We start from the raw sequence: 18096 nt of genomic DNA on the forward strand, positions 1-18096 counted from the left end.
AGGTTCTAAGGATTCCGGTGCGGTTGGTTGGATGCCGGCACAAGGCCGGCATGACGGAGAAGGAACGTCCTTAACTTATCTTTAAAAGCCGCAGTTATGACCGCTTCCAGCGGTCGGCGGCGTCGCGATCGCTTTCGCGTTCGCCGACCCAGCGCGCGTCCTGGCCGCGTGTCTCTCGCTTCCAGAACGGCGCGTCGGTCTTGAGCCGATCGATCAGAAAAGCGCAGGCCTCCAACGCCTCGGCGCGATGCGCAGCAACCGTGCCGACAAAGACAATGCGCTCGCCTGGCGCCATCGCGCCGACGCGGTGGATCACGGTCGCCGCCGCCAGCGACCAGCGTCGAGCCGCTTCCGCCGCCAGGTCGCTCAGCGCCTTTTCGGTAGCAACCGGATAATGTTCGAGGAACAGTTCCTCGACCCCGCCATCGTCGCGCACCAGTCCGGTGAACGTCGCCACCGCGCCGCCGCAGGCGCGTTCGAGCGCGTCCAATTCGGCCGCGATATCGATCGCCGCCTCGGTGACGAGCACGCGGATCATCCTCCGGTCACCGGCGGGAAGATCGCGACTTCGCGCGCCCCAGCGATCGACGCATCGAGCGGCACGAACAGCTGGTCGACCGCGGCCCTGAGCCTGGTCTTGTCCCCAAGCGCCTCGGCATAGCCCCCGCCCCGCATCGCGAGCCAGTCGATCAGTCCGGCGACGTTGGCGACCTCGGCCGGCGGCGTCGCGCGTTCATGGCCGATTCCGATGCTTTCGCGCACCCAGGCGAAATAGAGCAGGTCGATCATCAGTCCATGTGCTTCAGGCCGACGCGCAGATAGTCCCACCCGGTGACCATGGTGAGCGCGGCGGCGCCCCACAAAGCGACCAGTCCGATGCTGTGGACGATCGGCCAAGCCGGGAGCGCACCCGCCAGGATCATCGCGCCGAGCGCGACGAGCTGGAGCGTCGTCTTCCATTTGGCGAGTTGCGACACCGGGACCGACACCTGCAGCCCGCCGAGGAACTCGCGCAATCCCGACACCATGATCTCGCGCACCAGGATGATGATCGCCGCGATTACGTGCCAGCCGCCGATGTCGCGCGTCGCGACCAGCATCAGGATGACGGCGGCGACCATGATCTTGTCGGCGATCGGGTCGAGGAAGATGCCGAGCTTCGACACCGTGCCCTGGGCACGGGCGAGATAGCCGTCGAGATAATCGGTCAGCGCGATCAGCGCGTAGAGGACGAAGGCGAACGCATAGCCGAGCTCCCAGCCCGGCCACCACAAGAAGGCGACGAGCAAGGGCACGCCGAGGATGCGCGACAGGGTCAGGATGTTGGGCAGCGTCCACATGATCGCACTTCCTAAGGCGTCTACCCGTAACCGGCAACGCCGGCAAAAAGTGCCCCGCGCCAAACCACATTCACCAATTGAGCGATTGTCGCTGGCTATGCCGCTCGGCTAAGGGACCGACTTCTTTCGCCACGACGGGGCCCCAAACTCGTAATGCATAGTGCGCTCGGCTTGTTGAAGGAGCGCCGGTTCCTGCCGCTGTTCGTCACGCAGTTCCTCGGTGCCTTCAACGACAATCTGTTCAAACAGGCGATGGTCATCGTCGTGGTTTATCAGATCTATAACAACCCACAGTACGAACAGAGCTTCACCGCGCTGGCCACCGCGATCAGCATCATACCCTTCTTTCTGCTGTCCGCGCTGGCCGGTCAGCTCGCCGACGCCAACGACAAGAGCAAGATCATCCGCATCGTCAAGACCGCGGAAATCGTCATCATGGCGGTCGGCGGCGCCGGGCTGCTGCTCGCCAAAGCGGGCTATACCACGATCGGCATGGCATCGATGCTGACCGCGGTGCTGGCGCTCGGCATCCATTCGACCTTTTTCGGTCCGATCAAATACGCGATCCTGCCGCAGCATCTCGACGAGGATGAGGTGCTGGGCGGCACCGGGCTGGTCGAATCGGCGACCTATCTGGCGATCCTGCTCGGCACCGTGCTCGCCGGCTTCATGAAGGTGGAGCATGCCGTCATCGGGACATTGGTGGTCGCAGGGATCGGCTGGTTCGCCGGGCGGCGGGTCCCCCCTGCCCCGCGCGTCGGCCCCGAGCTGAAGATCAATTACAACCCCTTCACCGCCTCGTGGCGGCTGATCAGCGGGACGATGCACATCCCTCGGCTGTTCCTGGCGATCTGCGCGATCAGCTTCTTCTGGACGATGGGCGCGGTGCTGATCATCATCTTCACGCCGCTGGCCAAGAACGTGCTGACCGCGGACAAGCACGTCGCCACCTTGCTGACCGCTCTATTCTCGATCGGCATCGCGATCGGATCGGTCGCGATCAACTCGCTGCTCAAGGGCCACACCTCGGCCAAATACGGCCCCGCCTCGGTGCTGATCATGGGCGCGTTCGTCGTCCTGTTCTCGATCCTGTGCAAGACGTGGCCGCCCGCGGTCGGCCATTATTACGGCTGGCTGGAATTCATCGCGATGCCGCGCGCGCTGCTGGTGATCGGCGCCCTGATGGGGATCGCGGTCTTCGGCGGGATGTTCGTCGTGCCGCTCTACGCCTTCCTGACGACGACGGTGACCAAGGACGAGACGTCGCGGACGGTCGCCGCCAACAATGTCGTCAATTCGGGTTCGATGGCGATCGGCGCGGCGATGGTCACCGCGCTGTCGCATGCCGGGGTGACCCCGACCAACATGCTGTTCGTCGTCGCTGCCATGTGTCCGATATCGGCGTGGCTCGCGCAGAAACTGCACAAGGCCTGCGACTAGCGGACAGCCTTCCGCTCGGCGGAGCGGGTCAGAGAATGAGCGTGTAGATGCAGATGAAGAAGGCGGTGAAGCTCATCACAAAGAGCCTCAGGTCGCCATCTTCACTCCTTCGCGGCAACGCATCGTCAAGCCCGAGCCGGCGGCGGAAAGGGTGGCTGGCCCCCCGTGGGGCGAATTCGAGATACCCTGGCATAGCCAGTAGTTAACGCGCTGTTTACGATTTCGACCATCGTTAACATTGGTTAATTTCCGTCCCCGAATGGGACGGTTGCAGCGGCATCGGGTAGCGGTGCCGGACGTGCTTTCATCAGATCATGCGCCTGCCGATCATCACCCCTTTCCATGGCCTCGACGATCCGTAGATGATCGTCGACAGCGCATTCTGCGCCCTAGCTCGCCGGCTCCCCTTGGCCCGAACCCGTCACCCGTATCGAAGGACAATCGCATGACCGAGATCAAACGCTGGCACCCGACCGCGCGCATGAACCAGATGGTGGCGTTTAACGGCCTGATCTTCACCGCCGGCCAGGTCGCCGAGGAGAATGCCGGCGAGAGCGTGGCGGACCAGACCGCCGAGATCCTGCGCACGATCGACAGCCTGCTCGCCGAGGCCGGCAGCGACAAGAGCCGCATCCTGAGCGCGACCATCTATCTGGCCGACATCGCCGGCTTCGCCGAGATGAATACGGTGTGGGACGCCTGGGTCGCGCCCGACGCCAAACCGGCACGCGCGACGGTAGAGGCGCGGCTGGCCGGGCCGGAATATGCGGTGGAGATCAGTGTGATCGCGGCGGGGTGAGCCGGGGCTTGGCCAGCAAGTTGTCAATGTTGCTCAGCGCGATCGTGCAGTGCTTTTGGGGTCGACCACCTTGTCGCGTTCGTAAGCAAGCACGCCCGGGATGGGAAAAAGCCTGTCGATGACGACACCGAATGAGTTCGGCATTTTGTCCATCGCGTGAAGGACGGCTGGCTCCACGGGCAACCCTTGCAGCCGCCCGGCTGGCCGCAGAGGAGTCGCGGGCGGGATCAGGACGAACGGCAGGATACCGGCGGGATTGGCTGGCGGTGCGGGCACGTCCCAGTCATCGGGCATCCGGATGCGGCCGAGATCGGTCACCTTGCCGGCGGCCGCCTCAAACTTGACGGTCCCCATACAAAAGCAGGTATCCATGTCGCCTGGACCCTCCTGCCACATATGGCCGTACAGAACGTAGGTGCCCGGCTTGACCGCGATCAGATAGACATATTGCCCGTCTTGCTTGTCGAATATCTTGCCGATCTGCGTGTTGACGGAGAACCGGGCTTCAAGCGGGTCGAATTCGAAATCGTTGCCCTTGGGCTTTTTCTTCTTGTAGTCGTCGAACGCTGCTCTGCGGTCCTGATCATATTGGGCGATCTCCTCGTTCGACGGAAGGCGCTCGAACCGGAATTCGCTTTTCTGAAGGATGCGAAAGGCGATGTATGCCTTGGTCGGATCGATGGTGACGGGACCGTTGCCGGTGACATGTTCGGCATAATCGACCGCGACTGCCGACTTGCAGATGAGCGGCAGAAGCAGAAGGGCAAGAGCCGCTTGCAATAAGCGCATCACTTCAGCTCCGTCTTGAGGGGGCGCGGGCCAGAAGCGATCTTCGCTTGCTGCATCAGCATCTTCTGGCGGTCGGCTTCGGCCGGTGCCGTGGCCGCGTCATCGAAATTGAAGGATTGCCAGATCGCCTGCGGCAAGCCGTAGCGCTGATAGCCTTTATAGCCCATGCACACGCGCATGTTCGTGCGCCGCGCCTTGCGCCTTTCAGGCACGCCGAACATCTTGTCGGCCCAGCGCGCGCCGATCGCTTCGAAAACGGGGCCAATAGGCGAGTTCTTGACCAGTGGATCGTCTGGATCGGGCTTGATGCGGTATGCCAGGCCCCTGGCATATCCGTCGCACTCCTGGAGGTCCGACAACGCTTCGGCGAAAGTCGTGCCATCGCGGTGATAGTAGAAATATTTGTCATAGGCCTTCACCATCTCGGGCTGCTCATCGAAGGCGAGCGAGGGCACGGCCACTGTGTCGGCGCTGATCGCCGGTGTGGGGGGAGCGGATTGAGCCCGGCTGGCATGTCCGGTGATGGTCAGCAACACAACAGCGGCAATCCGCCCCTGCGTCCCAAATCGCGTCACAATTTTCCCCCGCCCCAACGCAGTATCTCTGGAGCATAGGAGCGCGATATGATGATTTCACCCAAAATTTCGACGTTACGGTGATGGGTGCAATACGGCCAAATTTGAGTTTAGGGATTTATACACCCGTCACCGTAATTTCGAACTGTGATAACTGGTGGAAAGTGGGCATTGGCTGCACGGAATCTAGACCTGCCCTGAGGACGGCTGCACGATCGGAAGTGGAGCAGAACCACCCAATGATGTTACGCGTTCTAGCCCGTATTCTCGCTTTGTGCGTCGCTGCGTCTTTGGCGCTGGTCGGCTCGTGTCACTGGCAACGGGCAGCCGAACAAGAGGGATTTCGCCGGTCCCTACCACCAGAATATCGAGACGGGCAATTTATCAAGTATGATGTCTGCGACCGTCTTTCTGGCGGTGTAAGCTACATTTTTAAGCTCTCACAAGACGCCTCAGATCGCCTTCGAAACAAAGAGAAGGATGGTAATCTTGCGTCACTCGGGCAAAAAGCGAAGTGGAACTACGATGGTATGACGGGTCTGATGTGTTTACGAGATGTCAGTGACTACAGACTGGTAGAATATTTTAACAATTCCAATGCCTACGGACGAAAGATTGGAAGCAGGCATGTTGATTATTTCATCCCCAGCGAAGGTATTGTCGTTGGCGGCAGCGACCCACGTTGAACCGTTGTCACGCCGCTATTATGGCGAATTGCGACATTGAATTTTTCCGGGATCGTCTGGAATTCGGGGCGCCAGTTCCAAGGCACGAGTTCGCCCCAGCGCGCGGCAGTATTACGGTGACATGTGTTGCGGCGACAGGTACAAAAACATCGAATTAGTGTTTAGGGATTTATGCACCCGTTACGGTAATTGAGAGTTATCTAGCACGATGCTTGCTGTTCTGGGCTCCTGCTTTCGCAGGAGCCCGATTCAGATTGAATGGGGCACACCCTAGCCCCGCCCCGCTCTCGTCCGCGCGGTCATTCGCCCGTCCCGCGCGTCGCGCCGCTGGCAGGACCTTTCGGAAAGCCGGCGGCGAGATGATCGATCAGCGCGCGTACGGCCGGCGGCAGGCCGCGGCGGGTTGTGAAGACCAGATGCACGATCCCCTGAACGCCGCGCCATTCGGGTAACACGCGGACCAGGCGCCCCGCCTTCAGCGCTTCGTTACAGACATGATCGGGCAGGATTGCGACCCCCAGCCCGTCGATCGCCGCATTGCGCACCGCCGCCATGTCCTCACACCCCAGGCGCGGCTCGATGCGCAGCAGGTGCGTTCGCCCGGCTTCGGACTCCAGATGCCATTCGAGATCGTCGGCCGTATCGTTGGTCGCGAGCGCGGGGATTTGGGCGAGGTGCTCGATCGTCTCTATCCGGTTGGCGAGGTGCGGACTGCCGACCAGGATGCGGGTCGATCTGCCCAGCGAGCGCATCGTCAGCGCCGCGTCGCTGGTCAGGCTGACGCGGACGCGGAGCGCGAGATCGACGCGCTCCGCAATCAGATCGACCGGGCGATCGGTCGCCACCAGTTGAAGCCGGACCTTCGGATAGCGCAGCAGGAAGGACGAGATCAGCCCGGAGATCGGCTCGATCATGCCGGTAGGGCAGCTGAAGCGGATGCGGCCGTGCGGCTCGGCCTGGGCCTGCATCACCAATGCCTCCGCCTGCTCGGCCTCGGCCAGGATCGCGCGGCAACGCTCGTAAAATGCCTGGCCGGTATCGGTGACGCGGAAACGCCGGCTCGACCGCTCTATCAGGCGCAGGCCAAGCCGCTGCTCGAGCCCGGCGACGCGGCGGCTGAGTTTCGACTTGGGCTCGCGCAGCGCCCTCCCCGCCGCGGCGAAGCCGCCATGCGCGACCACTTCCGCGAAATAGGCATAATCGTTGAGATCGATCCGCATCATCGTTCCTCCAATGGAACGCTAAGTGCCATATTCGCCGACTACACGCACCATCGTTCACGCCGCATCTAAAGCGGGCAGCGGCGCTGTGCCGCAGAGAGAAGGAAACGGACGATGGCAAACAGATTTCAGGACAAGGTGGTGGTGGTGACCGGCGGCACGAGCGGCATCGGCCTGGCGACGGCAAAGGCGTTCGCGGCCGAGGGGGCGTCGGTGTTCGTCACCGGGCGCCGGCAGGATGCGCTGGACGCGGCGGTGAAAGCGATCGGCGGCCGGGTGACCGGTGTGCGCGGCGACATGGCGCAGCTGGCCGATATCGACCGCCTGTATGACGCGGTCCAGCAGCAGCACGCGCAGATCGACGTGGTGTTCGCCAATGCCGGCGGCGGCGAGATGGCGCCGCTGGGCGCGATCTCCGAGGAGCATTACGAGAAGACCTTTGCCACCAATGTGAAGGGCGTGCTGTTCACGGTGCAGAAGGCGTTGCCGCTGTTGAAGGACGGGGCGTCGGTGGTCCTGACCAGCTCGACCACCAGCATTTCGGGCACGCCGGCGTTCAGCGTCTATTCGGCGACCAAGGCGGCGATCCGCAACTTCGCCCGCAACTGGATCCTCGACCTCAAGGACCGGCGCATCCGGGTGAACGCGGTGAGCCCGGGCGTCACCGACACGGCCGGGCTGAACGAGCTGTTCGGTGGCGGCGAGCAGGCCGAGGGGACGAAGGACTATCTGGCGAGCCTGATCCCCGCCGGCCGCGTCGGCCAGCCCGAGGAGATCGCCAAGGCGGTGCTGTTCCTCGCCTCCGACGATGCCAGTTTCGTCAACGGCGTCGAGCTGTTCGTCGATGGCGGCCAGGCACAGATCTGACGAAGGGATTCCCCCGGGGCGCGGCTCCGGGGGAGTCTAAAGACGGAGGGAACGATGATAGCGAACGCTGAATCCGCGGACCGCGTCCGCGAGCTGTTGCTGCGCAATCTCCAGGAGGTGTTCGGCGAACGCGATGGCGAGCGCCGCCGCGCCGCGATCGACGAGCTCTGGGCGGAGGACGGCGTACTCTATGCGCCGACCGGGCCGATCACCGGCCATGCCGCGATCGCCGAGTTCGCAGGCGTGCTGCGCGCGACGCATCCCGACTTCGCTTATGTGCCGGGCAGACCGCAGGTGCTGCACGATGCCGGGCGGCTCGGCTGGGGATCGGGGCCGCGCGGCGCGGCGCCGGCCTATACCGGCTGGGACGTCATCTTGGTCCGCGACGGCCTGATCGCCGCGCTTTATGTCTTCCTCGACGAAGGGTCGGCGGAAGCACAGCGCATGCGCGACACGCGCCATAGGTAGCGGGATCGGCGCCGCCGCCTGCCCGGCACGGTTTCTTCAGTCGACGAGATGCAAATAGCGCCCGTCGAATCCGCCCACCGCTTTCAGCCTGTCCAAGTCTGGAATCACCACCAGCCCGCCGGTGAGACGCTCGATACATCCCTCTGCCCGCAATGCCTTCAGCGTGCGATTGACATGCACCGGCGTCAGGCCGGTGGCATCGGCGATATGGTCCTGCGTGAGCGGCAGGGGCACGCGCGCGAGATCATAACCCTGCGCATCCAGGCGTACGGCAATTTCCGAAAACAGGTGCGCGATGCGCGCGCGCGCGTCGCGACGCCCGACATTGAGCGTCCACTCGCGAAAAATCGACGAATCCACCAATAGCGATCGGATCACCGTCTCGGCGATGGCCGGCCGCCGCGCCATCAATTGGCGAAGGTCCGATTGATAGACGCGCGCGACAACGGTTTCGCGAATGGTCTGCAGGCTGTCATCGGCGACCGGCAGATAGAGGCGGTCGAAGTCGATCGGGTCGCCCGGCACATAAATCGCCATGATCTGGCGATCACCGCTTTCGGTCAGGCGAAAGCGGTGCACATAGCCCGACACGAGGATCATGCAGCTAGTCGTGGGGTCTCCTTCACGAACGGGCTGGGAATTCGGCAATTGTTTCGATAGTTTAAACGGCAAGGCCTTGAACAATTCGGCATCGCCATCGGACAGCGGAGAATGCAACCGAAGGCGCCGGACGCACGTTTCCAGCGGAGATGTATCGCAAGCTCGTTCGGTCTTCGTCATGCGTTCGGCCTAATGACGCTAGTTGTCGCGACCACGCTTTAGATTAGATAGTTCTCAACTATCATAGATCAGCATGCGCCGGAAATGATGGGGCGCCTATTCGGAAAGGTACGTGGTGAGGTACTATTTCCACCTACGCGATGGCGTCGAACGCCTGCTCGACCCGCAAGGCGCGGACGTCGACGACCCGGCGCAGCTGGCGCGCATGGCATTGAAGGAAGCGCGGGCCGTGGTCGCGCAGGAAGCGCTGGAGGGGGAGATCAACCTGCGGCAACGGATCGAGATCGAGGACGAAGGCGGCAACCTGATCCACTCGTTGAGTTTCGCGGATGCCGTTCGAATAGTGCCGGACCAGGATCGATAGTTTCAACGGCTGCAATAGCCGTCGATGCCGATCGGGCGTTGCCGATTTCAGCGCGACGCCGCGGCCGAACGAGGGGGAGGCCCGGCCGCGACCAATGAGCGATGACCCGGAAACGGTGCCGCCGCATTAGCTTGAATTAGAAATGACCCATCCAGCATAGGTTAGACCTGGGCGAGCAGGATGCCCGCCGACTTATGCGCGAGTTACCACCATCACGGCGCCCTCCGAACCGTAAACGCTGCTCAAATCCTTGATCGCGCCAACCGCGTGGACGGTGCTTCCGTCGTTACGCAGGAATTCGGTTTCGAAGCGTCGCGTGCCGCCGTGCGACAGCACATCCTCGATGATTTCCCTGAGCGCGACCCGCCGGCCGATCGGGACGAGGTCGACGACGGAAATATTGTCGAACCGTTCGCGCGGGAGTTGGAGCAAGTCGCTCATCGCCCGATCGACCTCCGCGATGCGGCCGCGGACGTTGATCCAGATATGGCCGATCCCGCCATGCGCCAGCATGGCCTCGATCAGCGCTTTCTTGGTGTCGGCCATGCGAAACGCCTTGGCCTCCTCGGTGACGTCGCGCGCCAGGATCGCGATCCCATGATTGACGCGAAACGTTTCGACCCGATGCCATGTATCCATACCGAACAAGCCAGGCAGTTCGAACGAGCATGGCTCGCCGGTCCGCGCGGTGCGATTGTAATAGCCCTGGAACATGGTTTCGCGCAGCGTGGGCACTGCCTCGAACAGGCCGCATCCAGGCAGCGAGTTGCTCGCCTTGTGCGCCATCGCATGGGCCGTGCGATTGGCCATCACGATCGTGCCCGATTCGTCGACGACGACCAGCATCAAGGGCAGCCAGTCGGCAAGCTCCTCATCGGAGACGGCCGCATCCTGATCCCCACCCTGTGTCGCGGCGACGAAGTCGTTGTAATCGGCAATCGGAAGAAGTGCGTGGGTTTCGCGGCCGTGATGGGTAACGAAGACGGTCCTGCCCGTCTGACTCAAATGACCAAATTGACGCGGAAATTCGGACGCTCTGACGAAAATCCGCTCCACCTGCTTCCCCTTCGGTCACGCGAGCCCAGCCCACTGACCGCGTCGCACCCTGGTTTGAACGCCCGGAACACGCGGTGAACTCTCGCGGCGACCTTGCGCCCATCGTTGCGATAGCGAAATAACATGTGTTTGGAATCAAATGGCGAAACGCGAATTGGCGTTAGGACCGCCCACCGCTGTCGGCGGATGCGATTGGCCGGCCATCGATCTCTGTGTTCGGGCGCGATATCGACTGTCGGCATATCCACCGACGCTCTGATCGATCGCAGCTTATCTTGCCGCAATCAGGGCGCGGCGCGAGACGGCGCTCGACCGCGCGGCACATCCAGCGATTTGGGGTTGGTGGAGCCGAGGGGGATCGAACCCCTGACCTCTGCAATGCCATTGCAGCGCTCTCCCAGCTGAGCTACGGCCCCACACATTCCGGGAAGGAAGGCGCCCCTAACCGGACGGCGCCCCTTTGACAAGCGGGGGTTAGCCCGCTTGCCTTAAAAAAAATGCGTCGATCAGTTTTCGTCTTCGTTGCCGCCGGTCTCGACACCGAGATCGTCGTCGCCGCCAAGATCGACTTCATCGTCGGCCGAAGGCTCGCCTTCGTCCTCGATGCCGATCTCCAGATCGTCACCCTCGAGGTCCGAATCGTCCTTTTCGGGCTTCTCGGCCTTGATGACCTCGAACGGCAGCGGCTGCTTCGATTTCAGGATCGGCTCGGGTGCCCAGGCGGTGTTGCAATTGATGCAGGTCACCGGGTCGTCCTTGCCTAGATCGTAAAAGCGCGTTGCGCATTTCGGACACGTACGCTTCGTGCCCCATTCCGGCTTGACCATGCCGATTTGTACCTTTCGATTTATGTAAATTTCGGGGATCGACCCCTAAAGTGGCGCGCGCCTTGCCATAGCGCAAGGTGGCTGTCAAAGCCCGCGACCGATGTCGCACGCCCCCGCCAGATCCCTGCAAATCGAATCGTCCGCCCGCCTGTCGGGCCGCGTCACCGTTCCCGGGGACAAGTCGATCAGCCACCGCTCGCTGATGCTGTCGAGCCTGGCGGTTGGCGAGAGCCGAATCGAAGGATTGCTCGAAGGCGAGGACGTGCTGGCGACGGCGGCAGCGATGCGGGCGATGGGGGCAACCATTGAGCGCAGCGAAGACGGGATCTGGCGCGTCTGGGGCGTGGGAGTCGGCGGACTGCTCCAGCCGGCAGGCGCGCTCGACATGGGCAATTCGGGAACGTCGACGCGGCTGCTTGCCGGGTTGGTCGCCAGCCATGCGATCACCGCGACGTTCGTCGGCGACGCCTCGCTCAGCAAGCGGCCGATGGGCCGGGTGATCGATCCGCTGTCGCTGATGGGAGCGGAGTTCACCTCCAGCCCCGGGGGCCGTCTGCCGATGATGGTGCGCGGCATCTGTCCGGCGGTGCCGATCGAATACACGCTTCCGGTCGCTTCGGCCCAGGTCAAGTCGGCGGTGCTGCTGGCAGGACTCAACACGCCGGGGATCACGCGGGTGATCGAGCCGGTGCCGACGCGCGACCACAGCGAGCGGATGCTGGCCGGGTTCGGCGCCAATCTGACGGTCGAGGCAAGCAATCGCGGGCGCGTCATCTCGGTCCATGGCGAGGCCGAATTGAAGCCACAGCAGATCGTCGTGCCGGGCGATCCCAGCTCGGCGGCGTTCTGGGCGGTGGCGGCATCGATCGTGCCGGGCAGCGAAGTGACGATCGCCAATGTCGGGCTGAACCCGACGCGCGCGGGCATCTTCACCGCGCTGCGCATGATGGGCGCCGATATCACCGAGATCGATCCGCGTATCGTCGGCGGCGAACCGGTCGCCGACCTGGTCGTGCGCCACGCCCCGCTGAAGGCAATCGACGTGCCGCCCGATCTCGCGCCGAGCATGATCGACGAATATCCCGTCCTGTTCGTCGCCGCGGCACTGGCCGAGGGGCGCACCGTCGCGCGCGGCGCGCACGAATTGCGCGTCAAGGAATCGGACCGCATCGCGGCGATGAAGAACGCACTCGAAGCGTGCGGCGTGACGGTCGAGGAGTTCGACGACGGCCTTGCCATCACCGGCAGCGGCGGCGAGCCCATTCCGGGCGGTGGCACGGTCGCCTCCTTGCTCGATCACCGCATCGCGATGGCGATGACCGTGGCGGGGCTGGTCGCGCGGCGGCCGATCACGATCGATGATGTCGCGCCGGTCGCGACGAGCTATCCGGTGTTCTTCGAGACGCTGGAGCAACTGGCGGGCCAGGCATGACGCGCTTGATCGGCCGCCGCGAATTGCTCGCGGGCGGCCTCACGCTTGGCGCCAGCTTCGCCCTCCCCCACCCGCTCTTCGCGCGCAAGACGGACGGCTATCCGGCGCCCGATCTCGAGAGGATGGTCCCGGTCGAGGGCGGGCGCGTCTATGTCCGGGTCAATGGCAAGCTTGGCGGACCCAAGCCGCCAATCGTCATGCTGCACGGCGGGCCGGGCGGCGATCACGAGCATTTCATGCCGGCGGTCGCTTTGGCCGACGAGCGCGCTGTGATTCTCTACGACCAGCTCGATAGCGGGCAGTCGGACCGGCCCAACGATCCGAAGAATTGGCGGGTCGACCGCTTCGTCGATGAGATCGAGCTGGTCAGGAAGGCGCTTGGCGTGGGTCGCTGGCATCTGCTCGGGCACAGCTGGGGCGGCACGCTGGCGCTCGAATATGGCGCGCGGCGGCCGGCGGCGTTGCGCGGCCTGGCGATGGCCAGCCCGCTGGTTTCGACCAAAAGCTGGATCGCCGATGCCAATGCCTTGCGAGCGACCTTGCCGGCCGCGGTACAGGCGCAGATCGCCAGCTGCGACAAAGGCCCCAGCCGGGGCTGCGACGACGGCGTCAATGCCTTTTACCGCGCGTTCAACGGTCGCGAGCCGGCCAAGCCCGCCGCGATCGCTTATGCCAGCGCGCATCCCCACGGCTTCAACCCCAAGCTCTACAATGCGATGTGGGGGCCGAGCGAATTCGCCTGCACCGGCAGCCTCAAGGATTATGACGGAGAGCCGCTGCTGGCCAGGCTCGACGGGCGGCGGACGATCTTCCTGGGCGGCCAATATGACGAAGCGCGCCCGACCACGCTTGCCGGATTCGCCGCGCGGGTGCCCGGTGCCGAATATGCCACGATTCCCGGATCGGCGCATGGTATCTTCGCCGACCGGACGCTGGAAACGGTCGCGTTGATCCGCGGTTGGCTGGCGCGACAGGATGCACGGGCCTAGGACGCGGTTCATGGAGTTAAGCGTATGATCATCGCCGTGGACGGTCCCGCCGCCAGCGGTAAGGGCACCGTCGCCCGCGCCTTGGCCAAGCATTACGGCTTGCCGCATCTCGACACCGGCCTGCTCTACCGCGCGGTCGGCGAGAATGTACGGCGGATGGACCTCGACCCGACCCGGGAAGCCGATGCGGTTGCGGCGAGCAATTTCGACGACGCTTTGCTCGACGACCCCGCCTTGCGCACCGACGAAGCGGGGCAGCTCGCCTCGATCGTCTCGGCGCACCCGCTGGTCCGCGCGGCGTTGCTGCAGCGCCAGCGCAAGTTCGCGCAGCAGGAAGGCGGCGCGGTGCTCGACGGGCGCGATATCGGCACGGTGATCGCGCCTGACGCCGACGCCAAATTGTTCGTCAAGGCGACGCCCCAGATCCGCGCGCGCCGCCGCCACGCGGAACTGAAGGAACGCGGCAGCACGCTCAGCTTCGACAAGGTGCTGGCCGATATCCGCGTGCGCGATCAGCGCGACATGGGGCGCGACGCCGCGCCGCTGGTGATGGCGGTCGACGCCGGCATCCTCGACACCAGCTTCCTGTCGATCGAGGCCGCAGTGAAGCGCGCGATCGAACTGGTCGAGCGGCAAGTGCAGCTGAAAGCGGCGGCGAGGCGGTAAATCCTCCTAGTTCCTCCCCATTCATGGGGAGGGGGACCGCGCGCGTCAGCGCGTGGCGGAGGGGCCGGGCCGCGCCGGACTCGCTTGCCGCACTGCCCCTCCACCACCGCCTTCGGCGGCGGTCCCCCTCCCCGTAAACGGGGAGGAATAATCATATAAAGAATTCTTTATATCTCGCTTGACCTGATGCATTTTCAGCGGGATAAGCTGCGTGTCGAGGTTCTTCGGACGGGTTCGCCCGCGCCGAAGCTAAGACGGGAAGCCGGTGCGGTTCTTCGGGGCCAAGGCCGGCGCTGCCCCCGCAACTGTAAGCGGCGAGCGGCGGTCGATGAGTGTCACTGGGGGCTCGCCCCTGGGAAGGCCGGACCGGCGTGTTGACCCGTGAGCCAGGAGACCTGCCTCCGACGCGATAACGTCCACCGGCGGGGTGTCCGGGCTGGCCGCTTGCATCCTGCGGTCGGCCCCGTGCCGTCCGTGCGTGCTCGTGTCTGGTCCCTACCCTGCCTTTCATCGGGGTATGAAGACCATGACCGTCACTGTTGCCACTCTCGGATTCCCGCGCATCGGGCCGCGCCGCGAATTGAAGGTCGCGCTCGAGAAATTCTGGTCGGGCCAATCGTCCGAAAGCGAGTTGCTCGAAGCCGCCGCCGGACTGCGCACCGCCGCCTGGGCGCGGCAGCGGGCGCTCGGCGCCGACTGGCTGCCGTCCAACGATTTCTCGCTTTACGACCATGTGCTCGACACCAGCCTGATGCTGGGCGCGATCCCGGAACGCTATGGCAAGGCGGCGGGCGCTTCCGACCTCGCCACCTATTTCGCGATGGCGCGGGGCACGACGGGTGACGACGCCGATTGCGGGCACGGGCACGGCAGCCTGACCGCGTGCGAGATGACCAAATGGTTCGACACCAATTACCATTATATGGTCCCCGAACTGGTCGCCGGGCAGAAACTGGCGCTGAGCTCGGCCAAGATCGTCGACGAGTATCGCGAGGCCAAGGCGCAGGGGTATGAGACGCGCCCGGTCCTGCTCGGCCCGGTCACCTGGCTGAGCCTCGCCAAGGGACGTGGGGTCGATCCGTTCGACTATCTTGACGAGGTGCTGGGGCTCTACACCGCCATATTGACCCAGCTTGGCCAGGCCGGCGCCGACTGGGTGCAGATCGACGAACCGGTGCTGGTGCTCGACCTGAGCGAACGCCAGCGCAACGCGATCACCCGCGCTTATGCCAAACTGCCGCGTGCCGGCGTGAAGCTGATGCTCGCTACCTATTTCGGCGGGCTCGAGGACAATCTCGATCTCGCGATCCACTTGCCGGTCGCCGGGCTTCACGTCGATCTGGTTCGCGCGCCGCAGCAACTCGACGCGGTGCTGGCCAAGGCGCCCAAGTCGCTATTGCTCTCGCTCGGCGTGATCGACGGGCGCAACGTCTGGCGCGCCGACCTCGCCGCGTTGCTCGACCGGCTCGAGCCGATCGCCGCAAAGCGCGATATCGTGCTCGCCCCCTCCTGCTCGCTGCTCCACACGCCGGTCGACCTGGCCCTGGAACGCAAGATCGATCCGGAAATCGCGCAATGGCTCGCTTTCGCGGTGCAGAAGGTCGGCGAGCTCGCCACCCTGAAGCGTGCGCTCAATGAAGGCCGTGACAGCGTCGCCGACGACCTGGCAGCATCAAGCGCGGCGGCCGCGGCACGCAAGACCTCGCCGCGGATCCATGATGACGCGGTGGCGGCGCGCCTCGCGGCGATGACGCCGGCCGATCGCGAGCGGCGATCTCCCTACCCTGTCCGCGCCGCAGCACAGGCGGATGCGCTTGCCCTCCCCGCTTTCCCGACCACCACGATCGGCTCGTTCCCGCAGACCGCCGAGGTGCGCCGCGCGCGTGCCGATCATAATCGCGGGACACTCGATGCCGCGGCCTATGACCAGTTCCTCCGCGAGGAGACCGAGCGCGCGATCCGCTGGCAGGAGGCCGCCGGGCTCGACATGCTCGTCCATGGCGAATTCGAGCGCAACGACATGGTGCAATATTTCGGCGAGCAGCTCTCGGGCTTCGCCTTTACCGTCAGCGGCTGGGTGCAATCCTATGGCTCGCGCTGCGTCCGCCCGCCGATCCTGTTCGGCGACGTGTCGCGGCCCAGGGCGATGACGGTCGAATGGTGGCGCTACGCGCAGAGCCTGACCGACAAACCGATGAAGGGCATGCTGACCGGCCCGGTGACGATCCTCAACTGGTCGTTCGTCCGCGACGACCAGCCCCGCGAGGCATCGTGCCGGCAGATCGCGCTGGCGATCCGCGACGAGGTGGTCGACCTGGAGAAAGCGGGCGCCAAGGCGATCCAGATCGACGAGGCGGCGTTGCGCGAGGGCTTGCCGCTGCGCCGGCGCGACTGGCAGCCCTATCTCGACTGGGCGGTCGATTGCTTCCGGCTCTCGGCGGCAGGCGTGGCCGACGCGACGCAGATCCACACCCATATGTGCTATTCGGAGTTCAACGACATCCTGCCGTCGATCGGCGCGATGGACACCGACGTGATCTCGATCGAGACCGCGCGCTCGCAGATGGAGTTGCTCGAGGGGTTCGCGCGCTATCGGTATCCGAGTGCGATCGGGCCGGGTGTCTATGACATCCATGCCCCGCGCATGCCGACGGTCGAGGAAATGGTCGCGCTGATGCGGCTGGCGCAGGATCACCTCCGCCCCGAGCAATTGTGGGTGAACCCCGATTGCGGGCTTAAGACCCGCAAATGGGAGGAAGTGAAGCCGGCGATCGACGCGATGGTCGCCGCCGCCCGCGAATTGCGCGTCCGCGTGGCGGAGCCGGCCTGATGTCCGGTGTCGTCCGCCTCATCGATATGGTGTTCCCGGGCGACACCAACCATCACGGCACGCTGTTTGGCGGGGTGGCGCTCGCGCACATGGACAAGGTGGCGTTCCTCGCCGCCTCGCGCCATGGCCGGGCGCCCTTCGTCACTGCCGCCTCCGAACGGATCGACTTCGCCGCACCCGCGCTGAAGGGCGAGCTGATCGAGGCGGTGGGACGAGTCACCCGCGCGGGCACGCGGTCGGTCGATGTCGAGATCGAACTGACCGCCGAGGCGCTGCTCAGCGGCGAGCGTCGGCTGTGCACGCGAGGGCTGTTCACCTTGGTCGCCGTCAGGGGCCCCGACACCGCCCTGCCGCTGCCGCCACTCGATCATGGGGAGCCCGAACCGACGGATGACCGGCTTCACATGGTCGACATGGTGTTCCCGCCGCAGACCAACCACTACGGCACTTTGTTCGGCGGGGATGCGCTCCGCATGCTCGGCAAGGCCGCCTTCATCGCCTCGACCCGGCACGCCCGCGCGGTGATGGTGATGGCAGCATCCGATCGGATCGACTTCCGCTCGCCGGTGCGCGAGGGCGAGATGGTCGAGCTGATCGCCCGGGTGATGATGAGCGGCAGGAGTTCGGTCCGCGTCGGGGTCGAGTTATGGGCCGAAAACCTGCTGAACGGCGATCGCCGCCGTGCCGCGACAGCGGAGTTCGTGATGGTCGCGGTGGACGAGGCTGGAAGACCGAAAGCGATAGGCCGATCGGCCGGTGCTCGGATGGTTGAATGCTGACCTTCCCACTCCCCTCCCCGGCGAAGGCCGGGGTCCAGTACCGACGCATTCACGGCGAGGGGACGCCATCTCCATGTTCGCGAAACTGGGCCCCGGCCTTCGCCGGGGGTGGGATATCGTTTAGGCCGCAATCCGTTAGCAGCGATCCGCTTCGTTCGGCGTGGCAGTCACTGCCTTGGCTCGCGGCGA

General features: G+C 64.6%; 20 protein-coding genes, 1 tRNA gene and 1 riboswitch. Of the genes, 11 read left to right on the forward strand and 10 right to left on the reverse strand.

The window, feature by feature from the left end; genetic code table 11:
* Nucleotides 1-94 precede the first annotated feature (94 nt).
* Genes SPR01S_RS03900 through pgsA form a run of 3 tightly spaced genes read right to left on the reverse strand, consistent with a single transcriptional unit; the run spans nucleotide 95 to nucleotide 1340 of the window.
* Nucleotides 95-538 (reverse strand): molybdenum cofactor biosynthesis protein MoaE, encoded by a 444-nt coding sequence (locus SPR01S_RS03900; RefSeq protein WP_066585215.1) that lies wholly within the window; start codon nucleotides 536-538, stop codon nucleotides 95-97.
* Complete coding sequence (gene moaD, locus SPR01S_RS03905; protein ID WP_066585333.1) at nucleotides 535-792, reverse strand: molybdopterin converting factor subunit 1; 258 nt, start codon at nucleotides 790-792, stop codon at nucleotides 535-537. The genes SPR01S_RS03900 and moaD overlap by 4 nt, the downstream gene beginning before the upstream one ends.
* Nucleotides 789-1340, reverse strand: coding sequence for a CDP-diacylglycerol--glycerol-3-phosphate 3-phosphatidyltransferase (gene pgsA, locus SPR01S_RS03910; RefSeq protein WP_066585217.1), 552 nt, complete (start codon nucleotides 1338-1340; stop codon nucleotides 789-791). The genes moaD and pgsA overlap by 4 nt, the downstream gene beginning before the upstream one ends.
* A gap of 153 nt (nucleotides 1341-1493) precedes the next feature.
* Here pgsA and SPR01S_RS03915 point away from each other — a divergent pair, with 153 nt between their 5' ends.
* The gene (locus SPR01S_RS03915) at nucleotides 1494-2780 is read left to right on the forward strand and encodes an MFS transporter (RefSeq protein ID WP_066585218.1); all 1287 of its coding nucleotides are present in this window, start codon (nucleotides 1494-1496) and stop codon (nucleotides 2778-2780) included.
* A 445-nt stretch (nucleotides 2781-3225) separates the two neighbouring features.
* The gene (locus SPR01S_RS03920) at nucleotides 3226-3579 is read left to right on the forward strand and encodes a RidA family protein (protein WP_066585219.1); all 354 of its coding nucleotides are present in this window, start codon (nucleotides 3226-3228) and stop codon (nucleotides 3577-3579) included.
* Between the two features lie 33 nt (nucleotides 3580-3612).
* Here the strand turns inward: SPR01S_RS03920 and SPR01S_RS03925 are convergent, their stop codons facing one another.
* The gene (locus tag SPR01S_RS03925) at nucleotides 3613-4368 is read right to left on the reverse strand and encodes a hypothetical protein (protein ID WP_157081918.1); all 756 of its coding nucleotides are present in this window, start codon (nucleotides 4366-4368) and stop codon (nucleotides 3613-3615) included.
* A complete protein-coding gene (locus tag SPR01S_RS03930) occupies nucleotides 4368-4904 on the reverse strand; it encodes a hypothetical protein (RefSeq protein WP_066585225.1) in 537 nt (178 codons plus the stop codon). The genes SPR01S_RS03925 and SPR01S_RS03930 overlap by 1 nt, the downstream gene beginning before the upstream one ends.
* A 278-nt stretch (nucleotides 4905-5182) precedes the next feature.
* Here SPR01S_RS03930 and SPR01S_RS21440 point away from each other — a divergent pair, with 278 nt between their 5' ends.
* Nucleotides 5183-5629 (forward strand): hypothetical protein, encoded by a 447-nt coding sequence (locus tag SPR01S_RS21440; RefSeq protein ID WP_169803369.1) that lies wholly within the window; start codon nucleotides 5183-5185, stop codon nucleotides 5627-5629.
* A 299-nt stretch (nucleotides 5630-5928) separates the two neighbouring features.
* Here SPR01S_RS21440 and SPR01S_RS03935 read toward each other — a convergent pair whose 3' ends face one another.
* Nucleotides 5929-6852, reverse strand: coding sequence for a LysR family transcriptional regulator (locus SPR01S_RS03935; protein ID WP_245661854.1), 924 nt, complete (start codon nucleotides 6850-6852; stop codon nucleotides 5929-5931).
* Between the two features lie 111 nt (nucleotides 6853-6963).
* Here SPR01S_RS03935 and SPR01S_RS03940 point away from each other — a divergent pair, with 111 nt between their 5' ends.
* Together SPR01S_RS03940 and SPR01S_RS03945 are read left to right on the forward strand one after the other, a co-directional pair.
* Nucleotides 6964-7716 carry an SDR family NAD(P)-dependent oxidoreductase gene (locus tag SPR01S_RS03940; RefSeq protein ID WP_066585227.1) on the forward strand — a complete coding sequence of 251 codons (753 nt, stop codon included), beginning with the start codon at nucleotides 6964-6966 and terminating at the stop codon, nucleotides 7714-7716.
* Between the two features lie 54 nt (nucleotides 7717-7770).
* Nucleotides 7771-8184, forward strand: coding sequence for a nuclear transport factor 2 family protein (locus tag SPR01S_RS03945; RefSeq protein WP_066585229.1), 414 nt, complete (start codon nucleotides 7771-7773; stop codon nucleotides 8182-8184).
* A gap of 36 nt (nucleotides 8185-8220) precedes the next feature.
* Here SPR01S_RS03945 and SPR01S_RS03950 read toward each other — a convergent pair whose 3' ends face one another.
* Entirely contained in the window at nucleotides 8221-8868 is a 648-nt protein-coding gene (locus SPR01S_RS03950) for a Crp/Fnr family transcriptional regulator (protein ID WP_169803370.1), read from the reverse strand.
* A gap of 208 nt (nucleotides 8869-9076) precedes the next feature.
* Between SPR01S_RS03950 and SPR01S_RS21445 the strand changes: the two genes are divergently transcribed.
* Nucleotides 9077-9328 carry a DUF6894 family protein gene (locus SPR01S_RS21445; protein ID WP_157081922.1) on the forward strand — a complete coding sequence of 84 codons (252 nt, stop codon included), beginning with the start codon at nucleotides 9077-9079 and terminating at the stop codon, nucleotides 9326-9328.
* A gap of 192 nt (nucleotides 9329-9520) precedes the next feature.
* On the opposite strand, the gene SPR01S_RS03960 is transcribed toward SPR01S_RS21445, so the two are convergent.
* The 3 genes from SPR01S_RS03960 to SPR01S_RS03970 all read right to left on the reverse strand — a co-directional run bounded on the left by SPR01S_RS03960 (nucleotide 9521) and on the right by SPR01S_RS03970 (nucleotide 11211).
* Nucleotides 9521-10384 carry a PAS domain-containing protein gene (locus SPR01S_RS03960; RefSeq protein ID WP_169803371.1) on the reverse strand — a complete coding sequence of 288 codons (864 nt, stop codon included), beginning with the start codon at nucleotides 10382-10384 and terminating at the stop codon, nucleotides 9521-9523.
* Nucleotides 10385-10724: 340 nt separating this feature from the next.
* Nucleotides 10725-10800 (reverse strand) — tRNA-Ala (locus tag SPR01S_RS03965).
* A gap of 90 nt (nucleotides 10801-10890) precedes the next feature.
* Nucleotides 10891-11211: a TIGR02300 family protein gene (locus SPR01S_RS03970; RefSeq protein ID WP_066585240.1), complete on the reverse strand. Its 321-nt coding sequence runs from the start codon at nucleotides 11209-11211 to the stop codon at nucleotides 10891-10893.
* Between the two features lie 100 nt (nucleotides 11212-11311).
* On the opposite strand from SPR01S_RS03970, the gene aroA reads away from it, so the two are divergent.
* From aroA to SPR01S_RS03995, 5 genes are all read left to right on the forward strand, one after another.
* The gene (gene aroA / locus SPR01S_RS03975) at nucleotides 11312-12643 is read left to right on the forward strand and encodes a 3-phosphoshikimate 1-carboxyvinyltransferase (RefSeq protein WP_066585247.1); all 1332 of its coding nucleotides are present in this window, start codon (nucleotides 11312-11314) and stop codon (nucleotides 12641-12643) included.
* Nucleotides 12640-13632 carry a proline iminopeptidase-family hydrolase gene (locus SPR01S_RS03980; RefSeq protein ID WP_066585249.1) on the forward strand — a complete coding sequence of 331 codons (993 nt, stop codon included), beginning with the start codon at nucleotides 12640-12642 and terminating at the stop codon, nucleotides 13630-13632. The genes aroA and SPR01S_RS03980 overlap by 4 nt, the downstream gene beginning before the upstream one ends.
* Nucleotides 13633-13656: 24 nt before the next feature.
* Nucleotides 13657-14298, forward strand: coding sequence for a (d)CMP kinase (gene cmk / locus SPR01S_RS03985; RefSeq protein ID WP_066585250.1), 642 nt, complete (start codon nucleotides 13657-13659; stop codon nucleotides 14296-14298).
* A gap of 201 nt (nucleotides 14299-14499) precedes the next feature.
* Nucleotides 14500-14715: riboswitch (cobalamin riboswitch) on the forward strand.
* A 109-nt stretch (nucleotides 14716-14824) separates the two neighbouring features.
* A complete protein-coding gene (gene metE, locus SPR01S_RS03990; protein ID WP_066585338.1) occupies nucleotides 14825-17128 on the forward strand; it encodes a 5-methyltetrahydropteroyltriglutamate--homocysteine S-methyltransferase in 2304 nt (767 codons plus the stop codon).
* On the forward strand, nucleotides 17128-17907 hold the full coding sequence (locus tag SPR01S_RS03995) for an acyl-CoA thioesterase (RefSeq protein ID WP_066585253.1): 780 nt from the start codon (nucleotides 17128-17130) through the stop codon (nucleotides 17905-17907). Before metE ends, SPR01S_RS03995 begins: the two co-directional genes overlap by 1 nt.
* Nucleotides 17908-18096: the final 189 nt, after the last annotated feature.

This window comes from Sphingomonas pruni NBRC 15498, assembly GCF_001598455.1.
Lineage (GTDB): Bacteria > Pseudomonadota > Alphaproteobacteria > Sphingomonadales > Sphingomonadaceae > Sphingomonas > Sphingomonas pruni.